Genomic DNA, 19,181 nt, shown 5'->3' with positions numbered 1-19,181 from the left:
TTCCGTTATTCCGGCTCAATGCCGGATTCACGCAACAGGTTTTTGAATTCCGTTTCATCCAGCACGGTTACGCCAAGGAAGCGCGCCTTGTCCAGCTTGCTGCCCGCCTTTTCGCCCGCAACCAGATAGTCCAGCTTCTTGCTGACAGCACCAAGTGGAACAGCCCCGGCGGCCTCGGCCCACTTTTGCGCCGTGCCACGCGGCACGCTGATGGTGCCTGTAAAGAGAATGGTTTTGCCAGCCATCGGCCCTTCGGCAAGGGTTTGCGTGCCCTGAGCCGAATCCGCGCCCTTGGGCCACGGGCCGTTCTCCTTGAGCCGCGCAAGCTGCTCGCGGTTGGCTGGGCTGTCAAAGAAGTTGCGTATGGACGAAGCCACTTCCGGCCCCACATCGGGCAGGGCCAGCAGGCTTTCCACCGTGGTATTTTCCAGTTCGTCCAGATCGGCAAAGCGCGCCGCCAAGGTGCGGGCCGTCTGCTCGCCCACGTGGCGGATGCCAAGGGCGCTGATAAGCCTTTGCAGGGTCGCGGTGTGGCGGGCGTTTTCCAGCGAATCCACAAACTTCTGCGCCAGCACCTCGCCCATGCGTTCAAAGCCCAGCAGCTCCTGCACGGTGAGGCTGAACAGATCGGCTGGCGACTGTACGCGCCCGCTGGTCACAAGCTGCTCGATCCACTTTTGCCCCACGCCCTGAATATCAAGCCCGGCCTTGGAAACAAAGTGGGTTATGGAGCGCAGCCGGATGGCGGGGCAAGCCAGATTCTCGCACCGCCAGGCAGCCTCGCCTTCTTCGCGGTACACAGGTTGCCCACAGGCCGGGCATGTGCGGGGAAACTGATAAGGTTCAGCGCCTGCGGGCCGTTTATCCAGCACCGGGCCGACCACTTCGGGGATAACATCGCCCGCGCGCTGCACAATGACGGTATCGCCCACGCGCACGTCGCGCGCGCGGATTTCATCCTCATTATGCAGGGTTGCGCGCGAAACCATGACCCCGCCCACAGCCACAGGCGCAAGCATGGCCACAGGCGTAAGCGCCCCTGTGCGGCCCACCTGAATTTCTATGCCCTCAAGCAAGGTCTGCGCCTGCATGGCCGGAAACTTGAAGGCCACGGCAAAACGCGGCGCGCGCGCAGTAAAGCCGAGCGCCTCCTGGGCTTCAAGGTCGTTCTGCTTTGCCACGGCACCGTCAATTTCCATAGCAAATTCCGGCCTGTTCTCGCGCACCCAGTTCACATATTCTTCTACATCCTGCGGATTCGCACAGAGCTTGCCGTTTGGCGGCGTAAGAAAGCCGTATTCCCTAAGACGGGCCATCAGATCCGAATGCAGGCGGCAGGGCTGCGCCGGGACCCACTGCGCATCGCCAAGGCTGTAAGCAAGAAAACGCAGGGGGCGCGATTCCGTAACCGAGATATCAAGCTGACGCAGAGTCCCGGCGGCGGCATTGCGCGGATTGGCAAAGGTCTTTTGCCCCAGAGATTCCTGCCGGGCGTTGAGGGCGTCAAAATCCTTTTTAAACATCACCACTTCGCCGCGTACTTCAAGCCGCGCGGGAAACGGCCCTTCGCCCCTGAGATGCAGAGGCACGGTGCGGATGGTGCGCACGGCCTCGGTGACGACTTCACCCACTTCGCCATCGCCGCGCGTCAGAGCTTCCTGCAACACGCCATTCGCATAGATGATTTCCAGCGCGAGGCCGTCAAGCTTCGGGTCACACCAGAAGGCCTGCGGCAGGGGGCCGTTGACTTCCGTATCCCATGCGCGGCGCATACGCTCCACAAAATCGCGCCACTCTTCCACAGAAAAGACGTTGTCCAGACCGTACATCTGACGGCTGTGGCTTTTTTTGGCGAGGCCGTCCAGCAGCTTGCCGCCCACGCGCAGGGTGGGCGAATGGGCAGAACGCAGCTCGGGCCAGCGGTCTTCCAGCGCGGCAAGCTCATGGAACAGCGCGTCAAACTGGTCGTCCGAAATTTCCGGCGCATCCTGCGTGTGATACAGATAATTGTGGCGCTCCAGTTCGGCGGCCAGCCAGCGGGCGCGGTTGCGTTCCTCGTTGCTTGGGCCGCCAGCGGGGCCAGTGGCAAAGAGGCTGTTCTGCTCCTGCCTGCCATTGCGTGAATTCTGCGACATGAAAAAACCTTTTTTATGGTCAGCCGCCGTGTCCCTGTTTGGTTTACGGGCTTTGCGGCGGCACTGCTCACAGGGGCAAGCGCCCCTGTCTATTCGGGCATGGCGATAAGCCTGGCCCGCAAAATGCGGATGCGGTCACGCAGCTCTGCGGCCTGTTCAAATTCCAGATCGCGGGCCGCCTGACGCATTTCCTTTTCAAGCTTGGCAACAAGAACAGCAACATCCTCGGCTGTCAGCGGCACGGCATCTGCCTCGCGCTGTTTGCCCTTGCCCTTGCCGCGCCCGCGTCCGCCGCCATCTTCCACATACAGGCTATCCAGTGGCGATTCAAGCGATTTGCGGGTGCTCGTGGGCGTGATGCCGTGCTCTTCATTGTAGGCCGACTGCTTGGCGCGGCGGCGCTCGGTTTCGCCCATGGCGGCGCGCATGGAATCAGTGATCTTGTCCGCATACAGTATCACCTTGCCCTGCGCGTTGCGCGCGGCGCGGCCAAATGTCTGGATAAGCGAACCTGTGGAACGCAAAAAACCCTCCTTGTCCGCATCCAGAATGCACACAAGCGACACTTCGGGGATGTCCAGCCCCTCGCGCAGCAGGTTGATGCCCACCAGTACGTCAAATTCCCCAAGCCGCAGCGCGCGGATGATCTGCATGCGCTCAAGCGTATCAATATCCGAATGCAGGTAGCGCGCCCGCACGCCCATGTTGCAGCAGTATTCGGTGAGGTCTTCCGCCATGCGCTTGGTAAGGGTGGTGACCAGCACCCTCTCGCCCAGCGTGACCTTGCCCCGGCATTCGCCCAGCAGGTTTTCCATCTGGCCCTTGGTGGGGCGCACCTCCACCACCGGATCCACAAGGCCCGTGGGGCGGATGATCTGCTCCGCCACAATGCCCTGAGCCTGATCCAGCTCGTACTTGCCGGGCGTGGCCGACACGTAAACTACCTGATTGAGCAGGTTGGTGAACTCGTTGAACTGGAGGGGGCGGTTATCCAGCGCCGAGGGCAGGCGGAAACCGTAGTCCACAAGGGTCTGTTTGCGCGAGCGGTCGCCCTTGTACATGCCGCCCACCTGCGGAATGGTGATGTGCGATTCGTCCACAAAGAGCAGAAAATCTTCGGGAAAGTAATTGAGCAGACAGGACGGCGGCTCGCCCGGCTTGCGGCCGTCGAGGTGGCGGGTGTAGTTTTCAATGCCGTTGCAGTAGCCCAGTTCTTCAATCATTTCGAGGTCAAGCTGGGTGCGCTGCTCAATGCGCTGGGCCTCCACAAGCTGCCCATGCTCCTTGAAATACGTAAGACGCACCGCCAGCTCATCGCGTATGTCGCTGGCAGCTCGCTTGAGGTTGTCCTGCGCGGAAACAAAGTGGCTGGCAGGGTACAGCACGGTTTTGCTTACCTCGGCCAGCACCTCGCCCGTGAGGGGGTCAATCTCGCGCATGAGGTCGATGTCGTCGCCAAAAAATTCCAGCCGCAGCGCCCGCTCGTGATGGTAGGCGGGAATGATTTCAAGGGCATCGCCGCGCACGCGGAAGGTACCACGGTGGAAGTCGTAATCGTTGCGTTCGTAGTGCACTTCCACCAAACGGGTGATGAGCTTGTCCATGGGGAAGTGCTGTCCCACCTCAACGGGAATGACCATCTTGGCGTAATATTCCGGCGAGCCAAGGCCGTAAATGCACGAAACCGAAGCCACAATGATCACATCGCGCCGGGTCAGCAGGGCGTGAGTGGCGGCATGGCGCAGCTTGTCAATATTGTCGTTGATGGACGAATCTTTTTCAATATAGGTATCGGAAGCCGGAACATAGGCCTCCGGCTGGTAATAGTCGTAATAGCTGACAAAATATTCCACGGCATTGCGCGGAAACAGCCCCCGGAACTCGCCGTAAAGCTGTGCTGCCAGTGTTTTGTTGGGGGCCAGAACCAGCGCCGGGCGGTTGCAGCGGGCAATGACGTTGGCCATGGTAAAGGTTTTGCCGGAGCCTGTAACGCCCAGCAAAACCTGGGAGGGAACCCCGGCCTGAAGATTGTCCACCAGAGCGTCAATGGCCGTGGGCTGGTCGCCCGTAGGCGTGTATGCCGTTTCAAGGCTGAATGGGATAACCGGATTATCTTCCATAATATTATGTTTTGGAGTAAGAGGACAGGATTACATCAATAACGAACGGGAATTGCCATGGAAAAAATCTTCGTACCTTCTCAGATAGATCTGCCCATCGACCGGGTTTTCATTGTGGCCGCAACCCTCAGCACCTTCAAGGGCTGTCGCCATCTGGACGTGCAGATTTTCCGCCCCGGCGCAACTGATGCCGAAGTGGAAGCCATCAAGGGGCTTGGCCTTGTGGCCCCGGCTGACCCTTCCGTTCCGGCAGAAGTGCTGCAAGGCGCTACGGAAGAAGCCGCCCTGCGCTGCGTGCTTGAATCCTTCACTGCAGAAGAAAGCCACGCGCTGGTGGAATACCTTGAAAAGCGCTATGCCGACCAGATTGAAAAAATCACGGTCTGCCCGCTTGATCTGCCCGTGCCCATGGGCGTTGCGCCCTTGGCAGGCATTGGCGAAGGCAAGACCACGGGCTTCATCCGCTTTGACGCGGTGCGCGACTACCCGCTGCCCTTCCCGGCCTATGGTTTTTACGATCTGGCCGCCCAGAAGCCGTCCGGGGAATAGCTGTACGCAACTCCCCAGGGCAGCCACGGAAACGGCAGGCCGCTTCCAGCCATTTCAGGCGTTGCGCAACTTTGCGCAGCGCCTGTTTGCGTTTGCGAGGCAAGGGCGCGCTCAAGTTCGGCCTGAAAAACTGCGCGCGGGAGCATCACGCCGCCCATGCGCATGATGTGCGGCGTTTCCTGCTGGCAGTCAAGCAGGGTTGCTCCGCGCTGGCGCAGCAGGGCCACAAGCCCTGCCAGTGCGGCGCGCGAGGCTTCGGGCTGGGTGTGAAACATGGATTCGCCAAAAAAGGCCCGTCCAAGCGCCACGCCGTACAGACCGCCCACCAGTTCGCCATCGCGCCAGGCCTCAATGGAATGGGCATAGCCAAGGGCGTGCAGGTCTTCGTAAGCGCGCATCATGTCGTCAATAATCCAGGTGCCGCCCTCCTTGTCCCTTGGTGCTGCGCAGGCGCGGATAACCCGCCCGAAAGCGGCGTTGTGGGTCAGTTCAAAAGGATGCAGGCGCAGTTTGCGCGCGCTGCGCGCAGGCAAACGAAAGCCCTCAAGGGGCATGACGCAGCGGGGATCCGGCGACCACCAAAGGATGGGCATTCCCTTGGAGTACCAGGGAAAAATCCCACGGCTGTAGGCAGCAACCAGACGTTCTGGACGCAGATCGCCGCCCAGACACAGCAAGCCGTCTTCACGGGCTGATTCCGGCGGCGGAAATTGAGAGGCCAGTGCTGTAAATGCCCCGATCATAGCGTCCTTTGCCGACAGAGTACCATTTGAATATTTGGGGGATGGGGCGGATGCCCTTGAAAACAGCGTCAACGCAAACGGGCCGGGACTGCCGCATTCGGCAACAGCCCCGGCCCGCCTTTGTGCATATAATCAGGCGTCTACAGGCATCGGCTTACGGCTTTTTGCCGCGCTGCCCTCATGTTCAAGGGCCAGTTCTTCGCCCTTGACTGTCAGCTTTGCGCTGCCGCCCTTTTTGAGCGAACCAAAGAGCAGTTCGTGCGCTAGACGGTCTTCCAGCTCCGTGCGCAGCAGACGGCGCAGAGGCCGCGCCCCCATGGAGGGATCAAAACCCTTGCGGGCCAGCCACTTGCGGGCGGTCTCCGTAAGTGTAAGCGTTACGCCGCGCTGCTCAAGGCTGGTGCGGATTTCGCCCACAAACTTGTCCACAATGCGCAACATCATGGGTTCTGTGAGGCTGCCAAAGGGAACAAGCGCGTCCAGCCGGTTGCGGAATTCAGGGCTGAAGGTATTTTCCACAGCCTTGAGGCCCTTGTGCGCCGCATCCTGCGGGGCCGTGCCGCCAAAGCCCATGGCGGGCCGCGACATTTCAAAGGCCCCGGCATTGGAGGTCATGATAAGGATAACGTGCGAAAAGTCCGTCTTGCGCCCGGTGTTGTCCGTCAGCGTAGCGTAATCCATCACCTGGAGCAGCACGTTGAAGATATCCGGGTGTGCCTTTTCCACTTCGTCCAGCAGCACCACGGAATATGGAGCCTTGCGCACGGCCTCGGTCATGAGCCCGCCCTGATCAAAGCCCACATAGCCTGGAGGGGCGCCGATGAGCCGCGAAACAGAGTGCTTTTCCATGTATTCGCTCATGTCGTAGCGCAGAAACTCCACGCCCATGAGTTTGGCAAGGCTGCGGGCCACTTCCGTTTTACCCACGCCCGTAGGCCCGTAGAAAAGGAAGGCCCCAGCGGGGCGCTGCTCCTGCCCAAGCCCGGCGCGGGCGCGCAGAATGGCGCGCACGGTCAGCTCAATGGCTTTTTCCTGCCCGAACACAAGACTCTTGAGGTCTTTCTCAAGCGTTGCCAGCTTGTTGCGTTCCTTGCCGGAGACAGTGCGCACGGGTATTCCCGCCATGCGGGCCACAATGCGTTCCACATCGGGCACTCCTACCAGCGGGGCGTCCTTGCCGCTCTTTTTGGCAGGCTTTCCGGCAGGCGTTACGCCACGGCCCAGACGCACTGCTGCGCCAGTTTCGTCCAGCACGTCAATGGCCTTGTCGGGCAGCAGGCGGTCGCGCACATGGCGCGCGGTAAGATCCACCATGGCCTTGAGGGCCGCAGGGCTGTAACGCACGTGGTGATACTGCGCATAACGCGGCTCAAGCCCTTCAAGAATGCCAAGGCATTCTTCCGTGGTCGGCTCGGTAAGGTCAATGCGCTGGAACCGGCGGGCCAGCGCGCGGTCTTTTTCAAAATGGTTGCGGTATTCCTCGTAGGTGGTGGAACCAATGCAGCGGATTTCGCCATTGGCGAGCACGGGCTTGAGCAGGTTGGACGCATCAAGCGAGCCGCCAGAGGTGGAACCAGCCCCCACGATGGTGTGGATCTCGTCAATAAACAGGATGCAGTCGGGCTGCTCCTTGAGCTTTTGCACCACGGCCTTGAGGCGGCCTTCAAAGTCGCCCCGGTAGCGGGTGCCTGCAAGCAGAAGGCCCATATCAAGGGCATAGAGCTTTGTTTTGGCAAACATTTCAGGCACGTTGCCTTCCACAATGCGCAGGGCAAGGCCCTCGGCCAGGGCTGTTTTGCCAACGCCGGGGTCGCCCACAAAGAGGGGGTTGTTCTTGCGGCGGCGGCACAGAACTTCAACCGCGCGGTCAAGCTCCGCAGTGCGGCCCACGAGGGGGTCAATCTTGCCTTCCCTGGCACGGGCCGTAAGTTCAACGGTATACTGGGCCAGGGGGTCTGCCTTGGCTTCGCCGTCCCCGGCTTCGGCCCCGGCTTCCACGCCGCGCGAACCGGAACCTTCATCAAGCCCGTGCGAAATAAAAGTCAGCACGTCCAGCCGTTCAACGCCCTGTTTGCGCAGATAGAAGTGGGCGTAGCTTTCTTCCTCATCCATGATGGAAATGAGGAGGTCGCCAAGCTCCACAGCGTCGCGCCCGGATGAGCGGATATGCTCCAACGCGCGTTCAAGCACGCGCTGCACGCTGTCTGTCTGCGAGACTTCGTGCTTTTCCGCCAGGGAAACGGGTTCCAGTTCCTTGTTGAAAAATTCCTCAAGCTGCTCGCGCAGCACGGGCACGCTTGCCCCGCTGCCCTCAAGAATGATGCGCCCCTTCATGCTGTTGGTCAGCGCAAATAGCACATGCTCCACAGTCAACAGATCATGCCGTCGCCGGTGGGCTTCCATGAGGGCGTCCCGAATGACCAACTGAACATTTTTACTCAACATAGGCTTATCTCAATGGATTTTTTCCATGGTGCATTTAAGGGGATACCCAGCCGCCCGCGCCGTGTTGTGCACACGCCGAACCTTGGCCTCGGCTATTTCAAGGGTGTATATGCCGCACTGGCCTACCCCGCGCTGGTGTACCGCCAGCATGATGGCCGTGGCTTCTTCGGCGGTTTTGTGGAAAATGCCGCACAGTACCGACACCACAAACTCCATGCTTGTATAGTCGTCATTGTGCAGGAGCACCCGGTAGCGATCCGGTTCCTTGAGTTTTTTTTCCACGATTACGCGGCTGTCGCCGCTGGTTTGATTGTCGGGGATAAAAGACATGCATGGCTCCCAAGACGTTTCAGCTCTGCCGCGATGAATCCGTGTTGACATCGGCCTTGTCGGTCAGGCCCAGCACTGTGCGCCAGTGCGCCCTCTGCGCTTCGTCAAACACAAAGGAAAGCTGTTTCGGCTTGTTGTTTTGCCGCAACCATTCCTGATGCAGCTCATGATAACTTTTGATGCTTATTTCGGCATTGTCAAGGTTCAGACGCTTCTCGACCCTTGCAATATCCTGCGCCCGGCCTTCCAGTTCAACCACCTGGGCAAAGGGCAGCGCGTCCAGCTCCACTTCCACGGTGTCCATGCGCCATGGCTCGCGAACTTTTTCGTACCGGGCCGCCACCGTATAGCCCAGCCCTTCCAGAATACCCCGCAAGGCCGCGCCATCGACAACTTCCGTTTCGCGCTCCTCGCGCACCTTGAAGCCGCCGTCTTCCGTGGCGGGCAACTTGAGCGTGATCAGGTGGCGCGTTTTGTCCTGCCATTCCTGACTGCGCAAACGCAGCAGTTTGCCGCCTGTGACCAGCGCTCCCTGGGCAGTGTCAAACACCCAGTTGCACTCAAAATGCGCGCCAAGGCAGTGCGCCCCGCTGTCCACAAGCGCCTGCCGCAGGCTTTGCAGATTCACATGCAGATATTTGCGTTCAATCTCAAGGCCCATAACCGCCGCCTTTACTTGCGATGAAACAGTTTTTGCTGCAAGGCGGCTATGGTGCTGATGCCGCCTTGCTCAACAGCCGGGTGGACAATGGGATCAAAGCCCAGCCGCCGCGCCTGCGTAAGGCGCAAATCCTGCGCGGATACGGGCCGCACCTGCCCGTTGAGATCAACCTCGCCCCACAGCACGCTCTTTTCCGGCAGCGGAACATCATAATACGACGAAAGCACCGCAGCCACCAGCGCCAGATCAAGCCCCGGCTCGCTCAGCTTCATGCCGCCGCCCACCTTGGCGTAAATATCCACCTGACCAAAGTTGAGCTTGAGCCTTTTTTCCAGCACAGCCAGCAGCAAATGCAGGCGGGCCACGTCAAAACCAAGGGCCGCGCGACGCGGAATACTCAGAAAAGTGCGGGAAACAAGGGCCTGCACCTCCACTGCCAGCGGGCGCTGCCCGTCTACAGCCATGACCACGGCAGTACCGGATAGCGAAGGATCGCGCTGACCCAGAAAAAACGTGGAGGGATCGTCCACAATCTGCATGCCCGAGGCTTCCATGCGAAAAACCAACAGTTCCTCATTGGGGCCAAAGCGGTTTTTGAACACGCGCAACAGGCGGAACATCTGGCGGCGGTCGCCCTCAAGCGAAATAACGGTGTCCACCATGTGTTCCAGCAGGCGGGGGCCAGCCAGCACACCGTCCTTGGTCACGTGCCCCACCAGAATCAGGGTGCATGACAGGCGGCGGCAGGCCTCAAGCAGGGTGGTAGCCACGGCCCGCACCTGACTGACATTGCCCGGCAGGCCATCGGCCTCAAGACTTGTGAGGGTCTGCACCGAATCCACCACCAGCAGGGCTGGCGGCGCGGCATTGGCAGCTTCGAGCACGTCCTCCACGCGGGAGGTGGCGATGGCCATCAGATTATGATCCAGCATGCCAAGCCGCTCGGCCCGGCCCTTGATCTGCGGCAGGGATTCCTCGCCGCTGGCGTAGAGAACGCGCCTGCCCTGCGCCGCAACAAGCCCCGCCACCTGGAGCAGAAGGGTTGATTTGCCGATGCCCGGCTCGCCGCCCACAAGAATGGCCGCACCGGGCACAAGGCCCTTGCCCAGCACGCGGTCAAGGGCTTTCAGGCCGCTGCCGTAGGGCGCGTGCCCGGCATCTTCCACATCGCGCAACGCAATGGGTCGGCTGGAAGAATCCGTGGCAGCGCGGGGCCTGTTGCCACCGGGGGCGGATTTGGGCTGCACAGCCGCCTGAAGCGTATTCCACTCATGGCAGTTGGGGCATTGCCCACGCCACTGCATGGTTTGTGAGCCACAAGAAGAGCATATATAAATTTCACGTGTTTTCGACATGAATAAAGCCTACGGAAAAAGTACACAGGGCGCAAGGCATGAGCGCTCGGGCAATGCAGCCCCCTCTGCCCCTCCCCTGCAAGGCTGGCGCAATAAAAATTCCGGCGAGATTGAAGCAACAGCGCCCGTTGTTGAACGGAACCCTGTACGGGCAATCGTATCAACAACGGGCGCTGGTATACAGCCGTAAAATTTCGGCCTGTGGCGTCAACCTGAGCAGTCGGGCATTTTCAGCCACATCCTGTTCTGGAGTATGGATAGTTGCAAACTTGGCAGTTGCCCCAGCCTAGCCCTTGGAACCACGCTTGGAGGCCTTGAGGGGGTTGACCTTCTTGGAGGAGACGGTCTCCACCTGAATGCGGTGCTGGTTTGCGGTCACCAGAGCTTCCACATCCAGCCCGAGGGCGGCAAGCCTCTGCGGCACCTCGTTACGCACACCACTATAGCGGTTGCGGTCGGCAATGGGGCGTCCCACAAACTGGGCGGTGGTCAGATACAGGCCCCTGCTGTCGATGGCCAGCACGGCCTCCGTTCCATTTTCCTGAACGGTCTGGATCATCATTTCCTGCGTTGTTCCAAAACGGTTATACATTTTACCTGTTCTCCTGTATGCCTTTGCGGCGGTAAACAGTGAAGCCCGGTTGGGGCGACAGGCAGTATTTTATGAAATTGAAATTCAAAGTCAACATAAAAAAGAAGAACATTACACCGTTGCATCTAGCATGATTGCAACTATATGGATTATCAGCGTGAACCTGGAAACTTGAGCACGAAAAACTTCGTAATGGAGAGCGCATAAATGCGCTGTGTCAGGAATGAGGACGTATCAAACAGTCCTTATTCTCCTCAGCGCCGCAACTGCCTGCCAATACGCTTCGGTTACGCCCCTGAGCCTTGGCGCTGTATAATGCTTCGTCCGCCCTTTTGAACGCTTCGTCAAACGACATATCGCAACAGCCTCGCACCAGCAAGCCGCCCAAAGAGATGGTTACGACCTTGTCGGCCCCATCGGGATGCTGGAGGCGCATATCCTCCACTGTTTTTCGGATCTTTTCCATGAGGGAAACGATCTGCCGCTCCTCTGCCGCGCTGGCCAGCACGGCAAATTCCTCTCCACCAATGCGAAAAACCCTGTCGCCCCTGCGGGACAGGCGGATGCTCACACATCTGGCGATTTCGCGCAGAACATGGTCGCCGGCCTGATGCCCGAAAGCATCATTCAGCCGCTTGAAATGATCGATGTCAAACAGCACCAGCGAAAAAGGCACGCCAAGCCGTATTGTCTGGGCAAACCAGGCTTCGGCCATTTCATCAAACATCCTGCGGTTGAGCAGCCCTGTCAGGGAATCATGCTGCGCCTGAACCCGCAAGGTATCATTAAGTTTTTGCAAGGTTTTGCGCAGATATCTGTCGCGCAGCAGGTTCACGGTGGTACCTATTATGACCGCAAAACCAAGCACAAAAAAAATAAACGTGGTGGCAAGATGCATGCGGAAGTTTTCCGCAAGGTCAGCCAGCAGAGGTGCAAGGTTCTCAAAGCCGTACACGCTGAGCCCTTCTTTACTTATGCGTACCGTCTTGCACAAGTAGGGCGAGCCACCGGGGCTGAGCTCCCATGCATCGTAGCCGTCCACATCCACTTTACGCAGATACACGGGTTCAAGACTTTCTCGCTGATAGCGGAGCAGACTCTTGGCCGGGGCAAGCGAGGCGGCACTCTCGCCAGGCACTACGCGCAGCATGTTCCCCGGTGAATCGGAGAGCACCACCACGCCCGCCTTGTCCGTAACAAAACCCGTGGGCAGGTAAAGCTGCTGCGCAAGCGTGTCCGTATCAACCTTGAGCACAGCCACGCCAAGGTAGCCATCAGGCCCGCTGACAGGCGCGGAAAAATGAAAACCGGGAATTGTTGAAACCCGCCCTACAACAAACTGCACGGAACTTTCGCCAGCCATGGCCCGGATAAAATAATCACGGTCGGCAAGATTAACGCCAAGGAGATTTTTGGGCATCCCGGCATCGTTGGAAGCAACGCACACGCCGTTTTTGTCAAGCAGGAACGCACGGTGCAGCCGGAGAGTGTCCCCCACGCTCTGCAGGTAGCGGGTGCATTCCGCAAAATCCCCTTCTCCTTTCAGAGCGGCAATAATGCGTGAGTCTGTAGCCAGAAGTCCGGTGAGCTTTCTTATTGTATCAAATTTAAGGTCTGCCATTTCAGCAACGCGCTGGACTCGTTGCGACAGAGAATATTCTGCTTCATCAATTGCAACTGATAAACGCTCTGAACGCCAGTGCAATGCTACAAGCAATGAAAATAATGCAGCAACAGGAAGTGATAAAGACCAAAGCAAAAATATTGCTCGAGTTGGACGTTCTTCAATTTGCGTTCTGAGCAGTCCAAACAATGATTTCATATACAAAAAACCATATTCACAAGCCATATTCCCTTGCGTTTGCCGTAAAGAAAATTACCTCCAGCACCTTCATCAATTTATGCGCGTTTGGCAACCCCAAAATGTAACCATTGCACATAAAATTTTATAACCTCAGTAAAATAATTACATTTACTGTGTACGGTTTTACGTAACATTCTGAAATACTGCAACTGACATATCAATACAACCTGCACCATCAGTTTTCAGTAACGGATTAAAATTTGTTATCAACGAAACATTGCTGACTGCTGTCGGTAAACATCAGTGCAAACCACCTGAATTTTTTGATCATCTCCCGCGCTTTGCATTGCAATCACCGCAGCAGCCAGCAGTAAAAGAAAAGACAGCTATTCTTCCATCATAGTCTCGGCAAAGCGCTGCTCTGCCCACTGGGCGACACGCCGCTGCATGTCGCCCAGTTGCGCATCGTCGAGTTCAAGCCCGGCGGCAGCGGCATAGTTGACCACATAGGCGTAGGGATCAGCCTCAAACCGGTATTGATCCTTGTTATTCCAGATATTGTCAGTCATGGCCTTTTCAAGCCAGTCCATCATTTCCTGAGCCGAGGCGAACACATGCCCCCCGGCCAGTTCATTGGTTTGCTGGTACATATATCCTCCAAGGTAACGGGTTAGAGCGGGCATCCGTGCAGGAGACTGCTTTTTGCCATTTAACGGCAGTATGGCTTTTTTATCAATGCGCATGAGCGCATGCCCGCTGGCAGAAACATGACGCTGGACTTTCGCGCACTTGCACTGCATCATATCTTGATACGGTCAGCTTGCAGGGCATGCAGCCGCTGCAAATATCTTTAAGCACTTTTTCCCGACATTATACATGCTCAGTTCTACAAGTACCACTACCAACGGTTCCGCAACCGATGGGCGCGAACACGCGCACCGGAAGTTTTCTTCATTGCTGTTCGACAGGCAGGACCACAAGCTCATCCAGATGGTGAACGCCTTTGTGGACGCCCGCGCCCAGGATCACGCCCTGCGTCAGCCCGAACCGGGCCTGCACCCCCACGGCATTATTGAAATGACCTCTTCGCACGGCCTGCGCCTTGCCAGCGCCGTCATCGTGCTGCTGGAAAGCCTGGAGGCCGGCGGCCCCAGCGAGAGATTGCAGGCTCTGCGCCGCTTGCACGACGAGGTTCTGTACTCCACGCATTCTTCGCTGCAAAACAATACAGCGCGCGTGCTGGTGCAGATCATGAAAGACCTCGTGCGCTCACATAACGATGCCAGCCACCAGTTGCCCCTCGCGCACGAATTTCATCAGGCCGTGCGCGGCACGCCGCGCATTGTGCGGGCATTGCTGCGCAAATACCACCTGCTTGAAATGCCGGAGGAATGGAATCAGCACGCCTTTGACCACCACGTGCACGACGCCAACACCAAGGGGCGCAAAAATCCCACCCATCTGGTCATGGATGCGTGGATCAAGGGCATCCGCTTTTTGACGGTGATCTACTATAATACCGTTGACCCCGAAGCTGCCCAGGAACTGCTGCGCGCTGCGCGCATCATGGACATTACGGTGCGCATCGGCATTGAGTTCAAGGCCACGTTCCGCGACAAACTGGTGGAATTTACATGGTCGCCGCTCAATACCGAAACTTCCAGAGCTTTTGACAACCTGCTGCACCGCAAGGACATCACAGACGCGCTACGCAAGTACGCGCCCGTCAACGACTGGATGCGCGCCTACGTGCTCAAGCTCCTGCGGGCCTGGAACGAGAGGCACGCCGCCTCGCTGGCTGCCCGCTGGGATATGCCCGCGCCGGAGCCTATCAAGGAAGAGGCTTTTCTTGCCTATGTGGGTCAAAAGCAGCCGTCCTCGCTGCATCTTGCCGAATTTATTTATCATCATCTGGAGCCCATGCGGCAGTTGCGCGGCGAACGCCTGCGCGAGGCCCTGACTGCGGAAACAAACCCCGCACGGGCGGCCAAACTGCGCGAAAGTTTGACGGAACTGACCGACATGGTGCCCGACATGCTGCGCGATGACTGGCTCGGCCCGGAGGCCAACCCGGAGATCGTGTTCCCCTACAAGCCGCACAAGGATTTGCCCGCTATTTTGCAGCAGTCGCCGGAATTTCTGCTGGAAAACATCTATCCGCTGCATCCCTGCCAGATTGTACTCAACCTTGCCGGGCTGACGGAACAAGACGTGCTGGAACTGCTGTGGCTGGGCCGTGGGCGCATTACCCACCTTGAGCTTTTTAACCTGCGCGAGTGGACTGCCGGTCAGCTTGCTCACGTGGAAGAAATCAACACACTGCAAAGGGCCGTCAACGAGGGCAGCACCCCGAGGCTCAAGCAGGTCATCCGCAGCATTATCAGCAAGGAACCCAAAGATTCCCCGCGTATGCCTCTGTTTCAGGAGATACTGGGGCATATACCGCAGCTGCAGGAATTTTATGCGCTTTCGCCGCTGGGTTCGCGCATCGGCACGGACTCCACCAGCCGCTCGCACCACACCCACGGCATGGGGCTTGTGTTTGTGGAAACGCTGCCCCCCAAGGCCCGCGCTGTTCTGCGCCGCGAAGACAATGCCCTGCGCCTCACCCTGCCCGTGCATACGGATATTTACCGCTTCACGCATTACCATGAGCCAGCGCAGCCGCAACCATGGTGGCAGCGCCTGCTCAGGCACGTTCCCGGCCTTGGCAATCTGGGCTGCCACCGGGTGCGCGGTTGGGGCCTTGAAAAAAATACCACCAGCGTGGGCCATGACGGCAACCTTGTGACCCTGGGCGGTGTTGACGCCAAGGGCGTGAACCGCGAAATGCAGCAGACGCCCGGCCCGGAAAAAGGGGAAATCCCTTTCTGGTCGCCCGAATACATGAACAGCGACATTGTCAATGTTCTCAAAATCCTGGCAGGTTTTTTGCCCGCGCAGTGGGCCTTTAGCTATGTGGACGGCTGGTGGGTGCTCACATGGTTTGGCGCGCTTATATGGTTTGCCATTACAGCGGTGCGCAACGTGGGGCAGGCTGTTGTGGGCGGTGGGGCCTTTACCCGCTCTGTGCTTGTGCCGTGGAAACGCTATGTGAGCTGGAGCCGCATGGCTGATTCACTGTTTTACACGGGCATATCCGTTCCGCTGCTTGAGGTCGTGGTGCGCCTGTGGCTCTTGCAGGACTTCATGGGCTTGACGGTGCAGGACAACGCGCTTGCGGTCTATACGGTCATAGCCATGATCAACAGCGCCTATATTTCAGGGCACAACATTTACCGTGGCCTGCCCAAGGAAGCCATTGTCGGCAACCTCTTTCGTAGCGCGCTTTCCATTCCGCTTTCCATGATCATGGGGCAAGGCTTGCTGCTCTGCTTTACCGCGATGCACCTGCCTGATCCCATAAACCTGATGCAGAACTGCGCGGCCATTGTTTCCAAATGTTCGTCCGACATGGTGGCATCCATCATTGAAGGTTTTGCCGACCGCAACATGTATCTGCGCATGCGGCAATGTGATTACGACAGCAAGTTTACGCAGATATACAAAAGCCTGGCCCGGCAGGAACTGCTGTTCCCCAGCAAAGACCTTGAAACAATGCTGCAAGACCCTGCGGAATACTGGCGCATGCTGTACGGCAAAGACCGCGCAGCAGCACGGCAAATAGTAACGCACCTTCTGGACATGATGTACATGTGGTATTATCAGCCCCGCGCCCGGGAGGTATTCTGGCGCAAGCTGTGCGCTCTGCCGCAAGAGGAACGGCGCATTGTCATTGGCATGCACGCCCTGCTCTCGCTCGAACGGGAAATCAGCACCCTCATTCTTGAGGGCCTGCTGAAAAAAGATTTTGCCCGTGCATTGGCCTTTTATCTGCAAAATAACAGGGCCTATGTGAAGGAACTCCGCCGCGAGGCGCGGTCAAAACTGGGCACATGCCCCTGCCTGTGCTGACTTTGCATGGGCCGAGGCACGAATAAGAAAACAGCATCAGGACAAGTCGAGCTTGACTGCGCGCTCTGCCTCCGGTAGTGCTCCTTGCCCAAAGTATTGAGCGCGGTTACACCGCAGAGAAAAGGCATCCGGAGCGGGGCAAAACTCAACATGCTTGATTTGTTTGATTTTTTATTTTTTTACAAAAAAAAGTAAAAAAATCAGTCCAAACCCCTTTTCAAGCTCCGAGCGCGTCTTATTTCTATGCCGGTGCGGAACTGAAGCGAAGTGTAACTGGCTTCGGTTCATAACGCGCAATATTTCCAGCGCGGCCTCAGCGATGCGGCCGCTGCTGCGTCCTAAATGGACAATAATAATATCATTTCCGGGAGGATTTGACGTCATGAAGCTGAAGCCCCTTAACGACCGTGTGCTGGTCAAACGCCTTGAATCCGAAGAAAAGACCGCCGGTGGCCTGTTTATCCCTGATACGGCCAAGGAAAAGCCTTCCAAGGGTCAGGTTGTTGCTGCCGGTCCCGGCAAGGCTGGGGAAAATGGCGAACGCGTCGCTCTGGCTGTGAAAGCGGGCGACATGGTGCTGTTCAACAAGTATGCTGGCACCGAAGTCAAGCTGGACGGCGTTGATCACCTTGTGATGCGCGAAGAAGACATTCTCGCCATTATTGACTAACTCCCACTGCTGCCGAATTATATTTCAGGAGGAAAATTTCCAATGTCCGCTAAAGAAATTCTTTTTGACGTTAAAGCCCGTGAAAAACTTGCCCGTGGCGTCGACAAGCTCGCCAATGCCGTTAAAGTGACCCTTGGCCCCAAGGGCCGCAATGTCGCCATTGAAAAGTCCTTCGGCGCTCCCGTCATCACCAAGGACGGCGTGACCGTGGCCAAGGAAATCGAACTGACCGACAAGTTCGAAAACATGGGTGCCCAGCTCGTCAAGGAAGTGGCCTCCAAGACCTCTGACGCCGCTGGCGACGGTACCACCACCGCCACCATTCTGGCCCAGGCCATCTACCGCGAAGGCACCAAGCTTGTGGCCGCCGGCCGCAACCCCATGGCCATCAAGCGCGGCGTGGACAAGGCTGTTGAAGCCCTGATCGCCGAGCTGTCCAACCTGGCCAAGCCCACCCGCGACCAGAAGGAAATTGCCCAGATCGGCACCATTTCCGCCAACTCTGACGCCACCATCGGCAACATCATCGCCGAAGCCATGTCCAAAGTGGGCAAGGAAGGCGTGATCACCGTTGAGGAAGCCAAGGGTCTGGAAACCACCATGGATGTGGTGGAAGGCATGCGCTTTGACCGTGGCTACCTCTCCCCCTATTTCGTGACCAACACCGAAAAGATGGTCTGCGAAATGGACAATCCTTACATCCTCTGCACCGAGAAGAAAATCTCCAGCATGAAAGACATGCTGCCCGTGCTTGAACAGGTTGCCAAGGTGAACCGTCCGCTCATGATCATCGCCGAAGACGTGGAAGGCGAAGCCCTTGCCACTCTGGTGGTCAACAAGCTGCGCGGCGCCCTGCAGGTTGTGGCCGTGAAGGCCCCCGGCTTCGGCGACCGCCGCAAGGCCATGCTTCAGGATATCGCCGTGCTGACCGGCGGCCAGGTGGCTTCTGACGACACCGGCTCCAAGCTTGAAAACATGACCCTTGCCGAACTTGGCACCGCCAAGCGCATCGTCATTGACAAAGAAAACACCACCATCGTTGACGGCGCTGGCAAGGGCGACGACATCAAGGCCCGCGTGAAGCAGATCCGCGCCCAGATCGAAGACAGCACCTCCGACTACGACCGCGAAAAGCTCCAGGAACGCCTGGCCAAGCTCGTGGGCGGCGTGGCCGTTGTGCATGTGGGCGCTGCCACCGAAGTGGAAATGAAGGAAAAGAAAGACCGCGTTGAAGACGCCCTGAACGCCACCCGCGCTGCCGTTGAAGAAGGCATCGTGCCTGGCGGCGGCACTGCGCTGATCCGCGTTTCCAAGGTGCTGAACGACATCAAGCCCGCCGACGACGACGAACTTGCTGGCGTGAACATCATCCGCCGTTCCATTGAAGAACCCCTGCGCCAGATCGCCCACAATGCCGGCTTTGAAGGCTCCATCGTGGTCGAAAAGGTTCGCCAGGGCAAGGACGGCTTCGGCTTCAACGCCGCCACCGGCGAATACGAAGACCTCATCAAGGCTGGCGTTATCGACCCCAAAAAGGTTACCCGCACGGCCCTGCAGAACGCCGCTTCCGTGGCTTCCCTGCTGCTGACCACCGAATGCGCCATTGCTGAAAAGCCCGAACCCAAGAGCGCGGCTCCTGCCATGCCCGACATGGGCGGCATGGGCGGCATGGGTGGCATGGGCGGCATGTACTAAGCCAGCCCTACGGCTCATACGCTTGAATAATGAAAAAGGCTCCCGTTTCGGCGGGAGCCTTTTTTGCGTTGACGAAGTGAGCGCTATCAGAAAGCAGGAGTAGGCTGACTTTGCACCAACCAGTCAAT

General features: G+C 58.1%; 15 protein-coding genes. 5 read left to right on the top strand and 10 right to left on the bottom strand.

Translation table 11 applies throughout. The features are described 5' to 3' along the window. Positions 1-5: 5 nt before the first annotated feature. Together ligA and uvrB are read right to left on the bottom strand one after the other, a co-directional pair. The gene (gene ligA / locus ACUZ79_RS08390) at positions 6-2,135 is read right to left on the bottom strand and encodes an NAD-dependent DNA ligase LigA (RefSeq protein WP_449251304.1); all 2,130 of its coding nucleotides are present in this window, start codon (positions 2,133-2,135) and stop codon (positions 6-8) included. Between the two features lie 89 nt (positions 2,136-2,224). After that, entirely contained in the window at positions 2,225-4,255 is a 2,031-nt protein-coding gene (gene uvrB / locus ACUZ79_RS08385; protein WP_449251303.1) for an excinuclease ABC subunit UvrB, read from the bottom strand. A 57-nt stretch (positions 4,256-4,312) separates the two neighbouring features. Here uvrB and ACUZ79_RS08380 point away from each other — a divergent pair, with 57 nt between their 5' ends. After that, complete coding sequence (locus tag ACUZ79_RS08380) at positions 4,313-4,804, top strand: hypothetical protein (protein ID WP_022659238.1); 492 nt, start codon at positions 4,313-4,315, stop codon at positions 4,802-4,804. Here the strand turns inward: ACUZ79_RS08380 and aat are convergent. The 7 genes from aat to ACUZ79_RS08345 form a co-directional block, all read right to left on the bottom strand. Then, positions 4,768-5,547: a leucyl/phenylalanyl-tRNA--protein transferase gene (gene aat, locus ACUZ79_RS08375; protein WP_449251302.1), complete on the bottom strand. Its 780-nt coding sequence runs from the start codon at positions 5,545-5,547 to the stop codon at positions 4,768-4,770. The genes ACUZ79_RS08380 and aat overlap by 37 nt on opposite strands. A gap of 132 nt (positions 5,548-5,679) precedes the next feature. Next, positions 5,680-7,992: an ATP-dependent Clp protease ATP-binding subunit ClpA gene (gene clpA / locus ACUZ79_RS08370; RefSeq protein WP_449251301.1), complete on the bottom strand. Its 2,313-nt coding sequence runs from the start codon at positions 7,990-7,992 to the stop codon at positions 5,680-5,682. Between the two features lie 9 nt (positions 7,993-8,001). Then, positions 8,002-8,322: an ATP-dependent Clp protease adapter ClpS gene (clpS, locus tag ACUZ79_RS08365; RefSeq protein ID WP_022659235.1), complete on the bottom strand. Its 321-nt coding sequence runs from the start codon at positions 8,320-8,322 to the stop codon at positions 8,002-8,004. 19 nt (positions 8,323-8,341) lie between these two features. After that, on the bottom strand, positions 8,342-8,983 hold the full coding sequence (locus tag ACUZ79_RS08360) for a class IV adenylate cyclase (protein WP_240824558.1): 642 nt from the start codon (positions 8,981-8,983) through the stop codon (positions 8,342-8,344). An 11-nt stretch (positions 8,984-8,994) separates the two neighbouring features. Continuing rightward, positions 8,995-10,338 carry a DNA repair protein RadA gene (radA, locus tag ACUZ79_RS08355; RefSeq protein ID WP_192112012.1) on the bottom strand — a complete coding sequence of 448 codons (1,344 nt, stop codon included), beginning with the start codon at positions 10,336-10,338 and terminating at the stop codon, positions 8,995-8,997. A gap of 286 nt (positions 10,339-10,624) precedes the next feature. Continuing rightward, positions 10,625-10,930: a hypothetical protein gene (locus ACUZ79_RS08350; protein ID WP_449251300.1), complete on the bottom strand. Its 306-nt coding sequence runs from the start codon at positions 10,928-10,930 to the stop codon at positions 10,625-10,627. Between the two features lie 217 nt (positions 10,931-11,147). Further along, complete coding sequence (locus ACUZ79_RS08345; RefSeq protein WP_449251299.1) at positions 11,148-12,350, bottom strand: sensor domain-containing diguanylate cyclase; 1,203 nt, start codon at positions 12,348-12,350, stop codon at positions 11,148-11,150. Positions 12,351-12,486: 136 nt separating this feature from the next. Between ACUZ79_RS08345 and ACUZ79_RS08340 the strand changes: the two genes are divergently transcribed. Next, positions 12,487-12,882: a hypothetical protein gene (locus ACUZ79_RS08340; RefSeq protein WP_449251298.1), complete on the top strand. Its 396-nt coding sequence runs from the start codon at positions 12,487-12,489 to the stop codon at positions 12,880-12,882. Positions 12,883-13,120: 238 nt separating this feature from the next. Here ACUZ79_RS08340 and ACUZ79_RS08335 read toward each other — a convergent pair whose 3' ends face one another. Continuing rightward, the gene (locus tag ACUZ79_RS08335; RefSeq protein WP_449251297.1) at positions 13,121-13,384 is read right to left on the bottom strand and encodes a hypothetical protein; all 264 of its coding nucleotides are present in this window, start codon (positions 13,382-13,384) and stop codon (positions 13,121-13,123) included. A 226-nt stretch (positions 13,385-13,610) separates the two neighbouring features. On the opposite strand from ACUZ79_RS08335, the gene ACUZ79_RS08330 reads away from it, so the two are divergent. The 3 genes from ACUZ79_RS08330 to groL all read left to right on the top strand — a co-directional run bounded on the left by ACUZ79_RS08330 (position 13,611) and on the right by groL (position 19,053). Next, positions 13,611-16,688, top strand: a complete 3,078-nt coding sequence (locus ACUZ79_RS08330; RefSeq protein WP_449251296.1) for a hypothetical protein — start codon at positions 13,611-13,613, stop codon at positions 16,686-16,688. 382 nt (positions 16,689-17,070) lie between these two features. Then, on the top strand, positions 17,071-17,358 hold the full coding sequence (gene groES / locus ACUZ79_RS08325) for a co-chaperone GroES (RefSeq protein ID WP_022659228.1): 288 nt from the start codon (positions 17,071-17,073) through the stop codon (positions 17,356-17,358). Positions 17,359-17,400: 42 nt separating this feature from the next. Then, a complete protein-coding gene (groL, locus tag ACUZ79_RS08320; RefSeq protein ID WP_192112017.1) occupies positions 17,401-19,053 on the top strand; it encodes a chaperonin GroEL in 1,653 nt (550 codons plus the stop codon). The last annotated feature ends 128 nt before the right edge of the window (positions 19,054-19,181 follow it).

It is taken from the genome of Desulfovibrio faecalis (genome assembly GCF_053570625.1).
This window is presented reverse-complemented; position numbering and strand designations above follow the sequence as displayed.